Source organism: Shewanella mangrovi (assembly GCF_000753795.1).
Lineage (GTDB): Bacteria > Pseudomonadota > Gammaproteobacteria > Enterobacterales > Shewanellaceae > Shewanella > Shewanella mangrovi.
The window spans coordinates 236,410-248,921 of record NZ_JPEO01000001.1 but is presented as its reverse complement, the minus strand read 5'-3'; the positions used below and the strand labels follow the sequence as shown (position 1 = coordinate 248,921).

The 12,512-nt window shown below is 47.6% G+C and carries 12 protein-coding genes; 9 read left to right on the top strand and 3 right to left on the bottom strand.

The genetic code is table 11. From position 1 onward, the window contains the following. Positions 1–76: 76 nt before the first annotated feature. The 9 genes from HR45_RS00995 (at position 77) to HR45_RS00955 (ending at position 9,435) form a co-directional block, all read left to right on the top strand. The gene (locus HR45_RS00995; protein ID WP_037438805.1) at positions 77–1,225 is read left to right on the top strand and encodes a pyroglutamyl-peptidase I; all 1,149 of its coding nucleotides are present in this window, start codon (positions 77–79) and stop codon (positions 1,223–1,225) included. 50 nt (positions 1,226–1,275) lie between these two features. Continuing rightward, entirely contained in the window at positions 1,276–1,830 is a 555-nt protein-coding gene (locus HR45_RS00990; protein ID WP_081933347.1) for a SprT family zinc-dependent metalloprotease, read from the top strand. 172 nt (positions 1,831–2,002) lie between these two features. Continuing rightward, positions 2,003–2,734, top strand: coding sequence for a 16S rRNA (uracil(1498)-N(3))-methyltransferase (gene rsmE, locus HR45_RS00985; protein ID WP_037438802.1), 732 nt, complete (start codon positions 2,003–2,005; stop codon positions 2,732–2,734). A 25-nt stretch (positions 2,735–2,759) separates the two neighbouring features. Then, positions 2,760–3,719, top strand: coding sequence for a glutathione synthase (gshB, locus tag HR45_RS00980; RefSeq protein ID WP_037438800.1), 960 nt, complete (start codon positions 2,760–2,762; stop codon positions 3,717–3,719). 3 nt (positions 3,720–3,722) lie between these two features. Next, complete coding sequence (locus tag HR45_RS00975; RefSeq protein WP_081933346.1) at positions 3,723–5,042, top strand: alkaline phosphatase; 1,320 nt, start codon at positions 3,723–3,725, stop codon at positions 5,040–5,042. Positions 5,043–5,123: 81 nt separating this feature from the next. After that, positions 5,124–6,149, top strand: a complete 1,026-nt coding sequence (locus HR45_RS00970) for a methyltransferase (RefSeq protein ID WP_037438797.1) — start codon at positions 5,124–5,126, stop codon at positions 6,147–6,149. Between the two features lie 146 nt (positions 6,150–6,295). Further along, the gene (locus HR45_RS00965) at positions 6,296–7,966 is read left to right on the top strand and encodes a flagellar assembly protein A (protein WP_037438795.1); all 1,671 of its coding nucleotides are present in this window, start codon (positions 6,296–6,298) and stop codon (positions 7,964–7,966) included. Further along, positions 7,944–8,285, top strand: a complete 342-nt coding sequence (locus tag HR45_RS00960; RefSeq protein WP_162180637.1) for a DUF4144 family protein — start codon at positions 7,944–7,946, stop codon at positions 8,283–8,285. The genes HR45_RS00965 and HR45_RS00960 overlap by 23 nt, the downstream gene beginning before the upstream one ends. Before the next feature lie 61 nt (positions 8,286–8,346). After that, positions 8,347–9,435 carry a site-2 protease family protein gene (locus HR45_RS00955; RefSeq protein WP_037438792.1) on the top strand — a complete coding sequence of 363 codons (1,089 nt, stop codon included), beginning with the start codon at positions 8,347–8,349 and terminating at the stop codon, positions 9,433–9,435. A gap of 51 nt (positions 9,436–9,486) precedes the next feature. On the opposite strand, the gene HR45_RS00950 is transcribed toward HR45_RS00955, so the two are convergent. The 3 genes from HR45_RS00950 to HR45_RS00940 form a co-directional block, all read right to left on the bottom strand. Next, a complete protein-coding gene (locus tag HR45_RS00950) occupies positions 9,487–10,332 on the bottom strand; it encodes a pirin family protein (protein WP_037438791.1) in 846 nt (281 codons plus the stop codon). Positions 10,333–10,435: 103 nt separating this feature from the next. After that, complete coding sequence (locus tag HR45_RS00945; RefSeq protein ID WP_052074402.1) at positions 10,436–11,425, bottom strand: SMP-30/gluconolactonase/LRE family protein; 990 nt, start codon at positions 11,423–11,425, stop codon at positions 10,436–10,438. Positions 11,426–11,753: 328 nt separating this feature from the next. Continuing rightward, a complete protein-coding gene (locus HR45_RS00940) occupies positions 11,754–12,446 on the bottom strand; it encodes a sulfite exporter TauE/SafE family protein (RefSeq protein WP_241461042.1) in 693 nt (230 codons plus the stop codon). Positions 12,447–12,512: the final 66 nt, after the last annotated feature.

The window sequence follows — 12,512 nt, the reverse complement described above, 5'->3', positions numbered from 1 at the left end:
TTAATGTAGCGAAATGCTGGTGCATACTTAACTGATAAGGAATTGTTAAAAAACGTTGCTGCTAAGGAACTGTCCCATGCACAAGCCGCTGTTATTCAGTACATTACTCCTAAGTTGTTGTGTTTCACTTACCGCCAACGCTGGTGTAGAAGAGCAGCGTATTGGCGCAGCCTCAACCGCTATGCCGCAGGTTGTTGACCGCTATCAGGCCTTTGTCGAAGATTTAGGCACCAGCTACGCCAGGCAAAATGATGAATTGAAAGTCACCCAGATGGTAGCGCAATTAGGTAAACGCGTATGGCAGCAAGCGGTGCGTGATGTGCAATCAGGCCACCCTGATGATCGCTCGCTGTACTGGTCACGCCTGAAAATGCGCCAACTGCTGAGCGATGCTAAGCCTGCCTTCAACATTGCTGACTGGCAGAAGCAAATTCTTATAAAAGCGGTCGAGAAATCATCGCGCGGTTTCAGTGATATTGAGTATGCGGATGACACCAATATTAAGATTCTTCTGACCGGCTTTGATCCCTTTTTCCTTGATCGCCACATCGACCAAAGTAACCCCTCGGGTTTAGTCGCGTTAGCGTTAGATGGCTACCGCTTTCAAGCCAATGGTAAAAATGTACAGATTGAAACAGTAATGATTCCGGTGCGTTTCGCCGATTTTGATGAAGGCATTATCGAATCCCTACTGACCCCGGTATATCGTGATAAACAAGTCGACATGGTCATCACCGTCAGTATGGGACGGGATAACTTCGATATTGAACGATTCCCTGGTCGTAATCGTTCAGCTAAGGCACCGGATAACCGTAACGTTTACATTGGGGCAGATAAAACCCACCCGAAAGCACCTATGTTAGATGGCAAAACCCTTAATGGTCCTGAGTTTGTAGAGTTCTCACTGCCGGTTAATGCGATTGCGCAAGTCAGTGGTCGTTGGCCGATTAATGATAATCACCAAGTCACCACCCTATCGCGCGGCACATTTACAGCATCATCGCTGGCCGAGCTACAAAACGCCACCTCAGTTGAAGGCTCTGGCGGTGGTTATCTTTCGAACGAGATATCTTACCGTTCAATCCTGTTGCGAGATCAACTCGGTAGCCCTATTCCCACTGGCCATATCCATACCCCTAGGCTCACCAGTTACGATGCCGAAATGGAACAAGCAATCGTGGAGCAAATGAAGCAGATGATTGCTGCAGCCGCCGCGACACTGTAAGCTGAGGCCCGGTATCTGTCGTCGATGCCGGGCTATTGTTTAGGTGTATTATGTGGTTTTCCGGTCGTACTGTTTCTCGTCAAATCTCCAACGCTGTCGCCAAATCTGCGCATGCTAAAACGGTTAATCAAGCGGCAGTATTAGCGCGGGTAACAGCATGCTATCAGCAAGCCGAACAAGCGCTTAACCGTTCTTTCCCGCGTCCGAGCGTCAATTTTGCCTTGCGTGGCAAAGCCGCGGGGACGGCACATCCGCTTAAGCAACAATTACGTTTTAATGCTGTGCTGTTAGAAGAGAACGCCGATATCTTTCTGACCGAAGTTGTGCCGCACGAAATATGTCACCTGTTAACTTATTTGCTATATGGCAAAGTCAAACCTCATGGCGTTGAATGGAAGACGCTAATGCAACAAGTCTTTCAATTGCCAGGCAACGTGACTCATCAATTTGACGTTAGCTCGGTTACTCCCAAAGGAATTAGTTACCAATGTCAGTGCGGCAGGGTTGAATTAAGTGTCAGACGCCACAATAAAGTACAACGCCAGCAAGCCCAATATCTCTGTCGTCGCTGCGGCCAAACATTAACCCAAGCGGCGCTCGAGTAAATATCAAGCGCAAACGCTTAAATGTGCGTCTAGCTGCAGGTGTCGAAAAGGATTACACCTGACGGCATTAACTGGGTAAAATGTCGCGATTGGGCGATTTATAGCGCGTGACATTTCACAATGCCAAATTGCCACCACCAAATTTTGCCGTTTGCGTTTTTCAGGATCTAAGATGAGAGTTCCCCGTATTTATCAAGCCACCACCTTAGCCGCCAATACTGAAGTCACGCTTGATGCCGATGCGAGTGCGCATATTGGCCGCGTACTGCGTATGGCAGAAGGACAAGCTATTAGCCTGTTTAATGGGGATGGTAACGACTACCTAGCTGTTATCACTGCCGCAGGTAAGAAGGCCGTCACGGTCACCATTGAACAATGCAGTGCTAACGCCTCTGAATCTCCGATCAATCTGCATCTTGGACAAGTCATTTCACGCGGTGACCGCATGGACTTTACCCTGCAAAAGTCAGTGGAATTAGGCGTGAACACCATAACCCCATTGTTTTCAGAGCGTTGTGGCGTCAAACTTGATGGTGAGCGGCTTGAGAAGAAAATTCAGCAATGGCAGAAGATTGTGGTCAGTGCCTGTGAGCAGTCAGGACGCAGCGTAGTGCCAGTGGTGCGCCCCGCAATGAATCTGCTGGAATGGTGCGCCGAAGATACCACCGCAGTAAAACTCAACCTGCATCCGCGTGCGCAGCATGGTATTGGTGGCTTGTCATTAACAACCCCAAGAGTGCGATTGCTGATTGGCCCCGAAGGTGGGCTGTCAGATGACGAAATCGCCATGACCGAACAACAAGGCTTTACCGATGTCCTACTGGGTCCCAGAGTCTTGCGAACTGAAACCGCAGCGTTAACCGCAATCTCCGTTCTGCAATCCAGATTCGGTGATTTGGGCTAAGCCTTTTAGAAGTAAGGAAATACAAATGATTAAACTTGGTATCGTGATGGATCCCATTGCGGACATCAACATCAAGAAAGACACCAGCTTTGCCATGTTACTGGCAGCCCAAAGCCGCGGCTATCAACTTTATTATATGGAAATGGCTGATTTGGCGATGGTGGAAGGTGAAGCGCGTGCTTATATGCGTCCGATCACCGTGCGCCAGCATGCCGACGACTGGTTCACCCTAGGCGAAGCCCAAGAATCACCATTGAGCGACCTTGATGTGATTCTGATGCGTAAAGATCCGCCGTTTGATACAGAGTTTATCTACGCCACCTATATGCTGGAGCGTGCCGAAGAAGCGGGTGTATTGATCGTGAATAAACCGCAAAGCCTGCGCGATGCCAACGAGAAGTTATTTACCGCTTGGTTTAATGAATTCACCCCCATCACGTTGGTGACCCGCGATGCCAAACGCCTGCGCGCATTCCACAAGGAGCACGGCGATGTGATCCTAAAACCGCTCGACGGTATGGGTGGCGCGTCGATTTTCCGCCTGAAGCAAGATGATGCCAACGTGGGTGTCATCATCGAAACGCTGACCGATCATGGCCAACGTTATGCGATGGCGCAGAAATATATTCCAGAAATCGTTGATGGTGATAAGCGCATTTTGGTGGTTGATGGCGAGCCAATGCCTTATTGCTTAGCACGTATTCCGCAAAAAGGTGAAACTCGCGGCAACTTGGCTGCGGGCGGCAGTGGTCGCGCACAACCGTTATCGGAAAGCGACTGGAAGATTGCCAACGCAATTGCGCCTGAGCTGAAAAAACGCGGGCTGATTTTCGTCGGTTTGGACGTTATCGGTGACAAACTGACTGAAATCAACGTCACTAGCCCGACCTGCGTGAAAGAGATTGAAGCTGCTTTTGACGTAGACATTACCGGTAAATTGATGGATGCAATTGAACGCCGTATAAGTGAAAACAACAAAGGATAAACAATGAGACTCAAGCGATTTTGCTTTTTAGCTGTTGCCTGTTGGTTACCATTTGTCGCAATCAGCGCTGAAGCGCCGTTAAATCCTACCGCGGCCCCTTCTCGCCCGAAAAACATCGTGATTATGATCGGCGATGGTATGGGCCCGTCCTATACCAGTGCGTACCGCTATTACAAAGATAATCCCGATACGGAAGAGATTGAACAAACCGTGTTTGATCGTTTGTTAGTGGGTATGGCCTCCACTTATCCGGCTCGCGTCAGTGGCTATGTTACCGACTCGGCTGCGGCAGCAACCGCACTGTCGACTGGTGTAAAAAGCTATAACGGTGCCATTGGTGTCGACGTCAACAAGCGCCCGATACCGACGCTATTAGAGCGCGCTAAAAAGCTAGGCTTGAGTACAGGTGTTGCGGTGACCTGCCAAGTGAACCACGCAACGCCAGCTGCGTTTTTAAGTCATGACGAAAACCGTCGTAACTATGATGCGATTGCCGCTAGCTATATCAATACAGATGCAGACTTAATCCTCGGCGGTGGCGAGAAGTATTTTCCAACGCCACTGCGTGAACAGTTTGCCGCAAAGGGTTATCAAGTACTGACTGATTTCGCCGCCCTCGATAGTGTCACGCAACCTAAAGTGCTCGGCCTTTTCGCTGATGTACAGTTGCCTTGGTCGATGGATGAACCTGATGCCCACAAGCTGAGTAAAATGACCACCAAAGCTTTAGAGCTGCTGTCTAACAATCCACAAGGGTTTGTATTGATGGTCGAAGGCAGTCAAATCGATTGGGCCGGTCACGACAATGACGTCGCTGCAGCCATGGGGGAGTTAGATGAATTTGCCCATAGTATTGAGATTGTCGAGCAGTTTATTCGTAGTCATCCCGATACTTTGGTAGTTGTTACGGCCGATCACAACACGGGTGGTATGTCTGTTGGCGCCAACGGCAAGTATGAATGGCATCCTGAAGTTCTGCGTCAGCTTAAGGCCAGCCCCGATGCTATGGCAGCTAACGCGTTGGGCGAAGAACAATGGCGAGACACATTAGCCACCAGTCTTGGTTTCAGTATTGATGATGAGCTCTACGAAAAACTGTCACGCGCCCGAATGCAGGGTAAAAAAGCGCTTTCAGAAGCCATCAAACATGAAATCGATGCGCGCACAAATACCGGCTGGACAACGGGCGGTCATACTGGTGTAGACGTACAAGTGTTTGCCGCGGGGCCAGGTTCTGAGCTGTTCATCGGCAATCAAGATAATACCGATATTGCTAACAAAATTATCAGCTTGCTTCCTAAACCTAAAAAAGAAGCGAAGTAACACAAAGGGCTCTATTGAGCCCTTTTTCATTTGCCTAAGGCTCAGCTTATAATAAGCAAAATTTTTAGTGAGAACGCCGCTTTGTTGACCGCACCTTCTGAACTGCTTATTCGTAATCAACATCTGTTTCAAGACAAGCACACGCTGATACTTAATCACGAAGCGGATCAGTGTGCGGCCCAGCTGGCGAGCATATGTGCCTCAGTGACGACACTAGCGCTCGACTTTAATCATCACCAAGCGTTAACAGCGGCAAATGCGAACGTCACCGCGGAGTTTGGCCACCAGCTTAGCGACTCAAGTGCTAAGTTTGATACCGTTGTTATCTATTTCCCCAAAGCCAAGCCACTGTTGCAATATCTGCTGACCTTGGCGGCATACCACTTGCGCCCAGACGGTGAACTGATTGTTGTTGGCGAAAATAAAGGCGGTATTCGCTCATTCAACAAACTTAAATCGACGTTTTTCGCGCAACCCATCAAGTTAGATAATGCGCGTCATTGTTTGTTATATAGCGCTACCTGCCATAGCCATCCGACTCACATCGACATTAATACATTTGTCAGTCGCTATCCGTTAGTGCTTGGGGAACGCAGTATCACTATCTGCAACATGGTGGGTGTGTTTAGCGAAAAGCAGCTGGATCAGGGAACTGAGCTGCTGCTGCAACACTTAGCCTCGCTAAACGGTAGGGTGTTGGATTTTGGTTGTGGTGCCGGCGTCATATCCGCAGCACTATTGCTACAGCAACCGGAATTACAGCTTGAGTGTGTCGACATCAACGCCATGGCCTTGCTATCTTGCGAATTAACGCTGGCCGCCAATAACATGCAAGCCAAAGTTTATCCCTCAGATGGTTTGGCCCAGACTGAAGGGCTATTTAACGCCATCATCTCTAACCCCCCCTTTCACGATGGTTTGATGAGCACGACTGATATTGCGACACGCTTCGTGCAAGACAGTAAACGACAGCTGGCACCCCATGGCGTATGGCAGATTGTGGCAAACCGCCATCTGCCCTACAGTGACAGTATTGAATCCGCCTTTGGCAATGTAAATGTCGTGGCGGAAAACAACCGCTACAAGGTTTACCAAAATAAGATATAAAACAAACAGTAACAGCCCTAAATAAGACAAAAATCAGACGGCAGTTACATGTTTGTTAACAAAAGAATGCGCAGCATCAAGCACTCTTGATATACTTCGACGTTAAAGTAGACAGCGGTGATAATAAATCAAGTTTGGATAATAATATGCTCACACCAGATCTGCTCCACTTCAGCAGCGATAACTTATTCGCCGAATTGACCTTGGCGCCCAGTACTCATGGGCCAATTTCTGAAAAAGAGCTAGCTCAGCTTTTAGCCCTACCCGAGTTCAACCAGTTATTTCCCATCGAATTTAATATTAAAAAGGCAGTTAAGGATATCAATGCGTTAGCGGCTCAAGACGAGGGCAAGACAACGCAAACCTTTAAGATTGCCGAACGTCGCGATGCCGAAATTTTACTCGAAACCAGTAGCGATAACATGCAAGCCACCATGACCTTGGTTGCTGCGTGGGGTGGCCGCTCAGTGAAATTGCCCGACATCCTGCACAGCCTCAAAGAAAACGGCATTAGCATGGGGCTCTCACGTCTCAAAATTGAAGCCATATTGAAGAGACTCACGCTACTAAAACCCGGTGAAAGTATCAGCAGTGTCATTGCTAATGGTAAACCTGCCGTAAATGGCACCCACGCAAAAATCGAGCGCAAAGTGCCATTAGCCCGTGAGCGCTTGCTACACCCTCAAGAACGCGATGACGGCACCGTCGATATGCGTAACTTGGGCTCAGTGGTAATGGTGAGTCCAAACGATGTATTAATGGTGAAAACTCCCGCAACAGAAGGAAGCAAAGGCTACAACGTACTCGGCGAAGTATTACCCGCGACGGCAGGTAAAGATGTTCAAATGGTCGCAGGTGAAGGGACGCAGTTCGATGCGGCTGATCCCAATAAGTTGATTGCCACGGTAGCAGGCCAGCCAGTAGAAATTAATAACGGCATGCAAGTGGATGATGTGCTGCAGATAAAAAATGTCGATGTAGGCTACGGCAATGTCGATTTTAAAGGCAGTATCCTAATTAGCGGTGATGTGTGCGAAGGCATGCAAGTTCGCAGCTCTGGCGATATTACCGTAATGGGGTTTGTGGAATCTGCGGTATTGCAAGCGGAAGGTGATATTACGGTCAGTAAGGGTGTACTAGGCCGACAATTAGGCGGCAATGAGTTGTCGACCAAGCTTATTGCGAAAGGACAAATCTCCGCCCAGTTTGTGCAATATTCCGAGCTCAACAGTCAGGCCAATGTACTGGTCACCAAACAACTGCTGCACAGTAAGACTGAGACGCAAGGGACATTAACCGTAAGTGATGCCACTGGCCGCCGTGGCGATCTTATCGGTGGTTCGGCCTATGCGGAAAAAGGGATTGTCGCTGTGACTATTGGTGCGACCGCGGATACTAAAACTGAACTTTACTGCGCGATGAAGTTAGATGAGCTTAAACAGCAGTTTAAAGATTTGGATGAAGGTAGCCGCAGTCTCACGGTCGCCAAGCTAGACACCGAAGCCAGGTTGAGACGTCTGCCTCCCAAGGAAGAGTGGCAAGCCGATGCGGTGATGGTAGAGCAAGTGAAAATGATGCTTGCTGAAAAGCATCGTATTGATGAGGAGCTTACTCGAGAAGAAACGGAAAAAGAGATGTTAGCCAAAGAAACCGATGGCTATTACGATTTCTATTTTATTGAATCTAAAAAGCATATCTTCTCTAACGTTGAAGTGCACATTGGGCCCGCAATGCAACGCACCCAACGCGAACACGGACCTTGCCAAGTCCGCAATTTGCACGGTGAAATCCAGTTTGACTACAGCAACAAAAAATAGCGCGGTAATACATTGGCCTGCATTGCATCTGTCACCGCAGGCCGATGAATTACTGGTCATAGAAAGCCAAGATGAACTCAGTGGCTACTTTGGTAACGACCAGCAGTTACTCTTGAATAACGACCTACTGCTGGATAGTCAGCAACACGTCTTTGTCTGGCGAGAAAGTGGCTGGCATCTCAGCGCCAGCGTCATTGATATGGACTGGCTCCAACGACGCGTGCAGCAGCATGTGGCGGCCGCCGATGTCTGCTGCATCAGCAAATTCAGTCTGCATAACCTTCACGACGCCATTACTGTCGTAAAATCTACCTCCTAGACTTCACCCTTCGGAACTGAACGGGCATAATCGCCGCATTAACGTTTTAATGAGAATGTAAGTGGAACTACTCAATATTGAATGTCTTGGTAAGTCGTTGCGGCTTGAAGGATCGTTGGCAGGCTGGCAACAACTCTATTGGGACGAGCAATTAGTCTCGCAAAAACAGCAAAGTACTGCCGACGGACTACGAGTGCATATCTTTCATCTTAACCGCCAAGGTCAAGAAAAACCGCTCGAAATACGTTTGGAAACCGACGTACGCTGGCAGCCATTTTTGCTGGATTATCGTTTACTGGTTGATGAAGAAGTTGTCGTTTCCGGTCAACGCAATACCCAAGATATTGAGCGACAAACTCCGCCACGACAAGAAGCCAGTAGCAGTAAGCCGAAGCCACTTGGCATTTTGGCACTGGGGTTAAAGCTGTTTAAAAGCGCCAAAGTGATCAAGATTGCGCTTGCCGGCGCCAGTGTTGCCGCTTATAGCTGGTTGTTTTCATTCCAGTTCGCCATCGCACTGATTCTGTGTTTGGTAATCCATGAATATGGCCATATTCGCGCCATGAAACGTTTTGGCCTGCAAACTAAGGGAATCTATTTAATTCCTTTCATGGGGGGCTTAGCGGTAAGCGACGACAAGATTAATACTCGTTGGCAAAACGTGGTGATTTCTATCATGGGGCCCACCTACGGTATGCTATTGTCGATTATTGCGTTGGTCGCTTATGAGATAACGGGACTGGAGCTGTTAGCTGGCTTAGCAGTGTTCAATGCACTACTGAATATCTTTAATCTATTGCCGATTTTACCGCTAGATGGCGGCCATATATTGAAGAGTATTGGTTACTCGCAAAATCACCTCACTGGCTTGGTCGTGTGCATCGCAGGCGCTGCACTTGGCGTGTATATCAGTTACGCTTTAGGACTGACATTGCTGGGCATTTTACTGGCAGTGGGCAGTTTAGAAATTCTGCTGGAGTGGAAATATCGTCATCAAAGCCATCTATTGCCTATGGATCGCTACGGGCAATTTGTCTCGGCCGTCTGGTATCTGCTGACTGTTTGCGTATTAGCTGGCATTATTTGGTTTTTAGCCAGCAATAGTGATAACCCTATTATGCAAATCCCTTTGCATATTCTACGAGGCTAATGTCACGCTGCGTTTTGTGAATATTCGGTGGCGTTCGTTTTAGCTCTATGATTAAACGATGTCACCGAACTTACCACTTTGATAATCACGCACAGCTTGCATGATTTCAGCTTGAGTGTTCATCACAAACGGCCCCATTTGCACTACCGCTTCCCCGATAGGATTACCAGCCAGAACTAACATGCCAGCTCCGGCCTCGCCTGCACGGATATCAGCGACGGTTTGGCTATCAATCACCAGCAAACTTCCTGCATTAATAGCAAGCCCGGTTGGCAGTCGTAAGCTGCCATCATAGATATAAACCGCACTAAAACCGTACTGAGACAGATTGAGCGACGCTGAGGCATTTGCCGCTAAACTCAGATCGGCAAGAGCGCTATTGGCAGCCAACTGTGTCAGTGGGCCAGTTGCAGTTTGCTGATTGAAGTGCCATTGTCCTGCCAGTAAGTAGAGTTCACAGCCCTCACCAGCAAGCGTTGCATGATGCAGTTCGCCTGTGTCTTGGTACTGTGGCGGACGCATCTTGTCCTTGGCAGCCATATTGATCCAAATCTGAAATCCATGCAGGCCATCTTTTGCATCCGCCAATGGCATTTCCGAATGCACAACGCCACGTCCGGTGCTCATCCACTGCACCTTGCCAGCACGAATCGCTTTGACATGCCCCATCTGGTCACGATGTTCAAAGCCACCTTTACGAATGTAGGTGAAGGTTTCCATGCCGCGATGGGGATGAGGAGGAAAGCCCCCCACATAGTCCTTTTCATCATCCGAGCGGATTTCATCGAGCATTAAATAAGGATCTAACGCTAGGCGTTGAAAGTCGGCGACCCGACGAATATTGACGCCATCACCATCTTGAGTCGCTTGAGAATTGATAACTTGCAAGACACGCATAGAAAGCTTCCACTAGATAAAAATTACTAGTGAAAGACTAGTTGCAAAAAATAACGAATAAAAGCGCGATAAACCGCAAGGGTTATTCGATTAAATAGAAGCGTTAGCAGTTGAAAGGCGTTGCGGGTAAACCTTTGACCCCAACATTCAGTTCAAACAAACAACCCGCCTGAGGATACTTGAGACGCTGTTGTAAGCTAAGCCCTTGGTATGCAGTGGTGACAAAAAGTTTATCGAGATTTTCACCACCAAAACAAACGTTCGTTACTTGAGGTACTGGTAGCTCAACACGGCGATCAATGGTGCCATCAGCGTTAAAACGCACAATGCCATGCCCGCCCCATTGCGCAACCCATAAACCACCTTCGGCGTCCATTACCATACCGTCAGGACAGCCCATCGCGTCATCAAATATCGCAAATGGTTCTTTAGTAATTGGCATACCGTGAGAATCGAGCTTAAAACGATAGACAGTACGTTCCGAACTGGAGTTGTGGAACATGGTGCGACCATCTGGCGTTACCACTGGCCCATTGCTCACCACGTAGCCATCGTCCACCACTTGTGGTCGCTGTGACATGCTCGCCATACGGTATAGTTTACCCGTTGGCTGCTGCTCACTATCATCCATAGTGCCAAACCAGAGACATCCGGAAGGGTCAACCGAGGCATCATTGAGTCTATTTGAACTAGGTTCAGGCGGCTTAGCAATCGCTGTGCGGCTACCCGTGACAAAATCGACACAGTAAATACCGCTGGCAAAACCCGCCACCATTTGCCCTTTGGCGCTGTGAACAACCCAGCATACAGACTCTTCAAAAGTACGATACTGATGAGCTTGTGATTGCGGATCAAACTGATGAATGCGGTGGCGACGAATGTCGACCCAGTAGAGGCAGTTGTCGAAACTATTCCAGTGTAATCCCTCACCTAACTGGCAAGGAAATCCCCAACACTTACGACCGTGAAACAGATCTTGATGATAATTCGATAAAAAAGCAGTTCTCCGGGTTACCCCGGAGAACCTGAACGCCTGTTCGCCCCCCATAGGCACAGACTGGATATCGCTATCAAAAAGGTTACTGGTTTTCACTATTCCGACACTGATTATTTATTTTCACTTTAAAGAGTGAAATTAATTTATGTCTTAGTAATAAAATTACAGCCAGACAAATAAAGCTTCGCAAAAATATTCTAATTAATGATTAGATGCTGCTACCGCTCCCCAAATATGTGTCTAATGATGCCTGTAATCTGGAATAAAATGAATCTTTTTTACATCAACAACTATAGACTTTGGTCTAATTAAAAACGCCATTTTACGTTTTAATTAAATAACTTGTTGATTTAGCGAGTGATCAAAAATGGTATTAGCGAAAGGTAGAATTAAATAGTGAGATCGCTTTCACATTTAATTGCTGTTAGGAAAAGAAGGAGGCAATTCCAGAGAGTAATGAGGCCAGCAATGTCAGCTTTCTCACGATGTCATTGTTGATATACCCCTGCATAAATTCTGACATCAACCAGCCAAGCAAAATCGCCGGAATACACTGAATAAACAACACCACATCAGAGTAGCCAGCAGAACCGGCATACCACAGCACAATAAGACCAAATATATTGATATATAAAAAGAAAATACTGAGATTAGCTTTAATTTTATTGTGCTCTGCTGACTGATACAACAGCCCCATTGGAGCGCCACCAGCAGAGGTTGTGGTTCCCATAAATCCTGACAGGGTACTAGCGAGGATATTAGTAAATACATTTATCACTGGTTTATGGCCAATAAATGAGGCAATAACACCAAGAATAATACTAGTACCTAGTAGAAACTTATAATGATGGGGCTCGATATACAGCATTACGATTCCCGCAATACCGACCCCTAATGTGCCGCCGAGCACAGAAACAGATGTTTGTTTGACATCGATCGCACGAATATTTCTGACTGACAATAGTAAGGTGAGAAATAATGCATTGAGAATCATTGGGGCAGGCACTAATTGCGGATATATTAAAAATAGGACGGGGGCACAAAGTAAGCCAAGACCGAAGCCAATGACACTTTGCAAACAGGCACCAACCATTAGCACCAGATAAACCCACACCATATCAGTCAATCTGAATTACCTATTATTATGTATATTATGCAGAGTGTACCGAACACCACTAAAGCC

What these genes read in the sequence shown, in the direction of transcription:
- HR45_RS00965 (WP_037438795.1), top strand. Translation starts at nt 6,296, where the DNA reads ATGCTCACACCAGATCTGCTCCACTTCAGCAGCGATAACTTATTCGCC.
- HR45_RS00995 (WP_037438805.1), top strand. Translation starts at nt 77, where the DNA reads ATGCACAAGCCGCTGTTATTCAGTACATTACTCCTAAGTTGTTGTGTT.
- HR45_RS00940 (WP_241461042.1), bottom strand. Translation starts at nt 12,446, where the DNA reads ATGGTGTGGGTTTATCTGGTGCTAATGGTTGGTGCCTGTTTGCAAAGT.
- HR45_RS00990 (WP_081933347.1), top strand. Translation starts at nt 1,276, where the DNA reads ATGTGGTTTTCCGGTCGTACTGTTTCTCGTCAAATCTCCAACGCTGTC.
- HR45_RS00950 (WP_037438791.1), bottom strand. Translation starts at nt 10,332, where the DNA reads ATGCGTGTCTTGCAAGTTATCAATTCTCAAGCGACTCAAGATGGTGAT.
- gshB (WP_037438800.1), top strand. Translation starts at nt 2,760, where the DNA reads ATGATTAAACTTGGTATCGTGATGGATCCCATTGCGGACATCAACATC.
- rsmE (WP_037438802.1), top strand. Translation starts at nt 2,003, where the DNA reads ATGAGAGTTCCCCGTATTTATCAAGCCACCACCTTAGCCGCCAATACT.
- HR45_RS00975 (WP_081933346.1), top strand. Translation starts at nt 3,723, where the DNA reads ATGAGACTCAAGCGATTTTGCTTTTTAGCTGTTGCCTGTTGGTTACCA.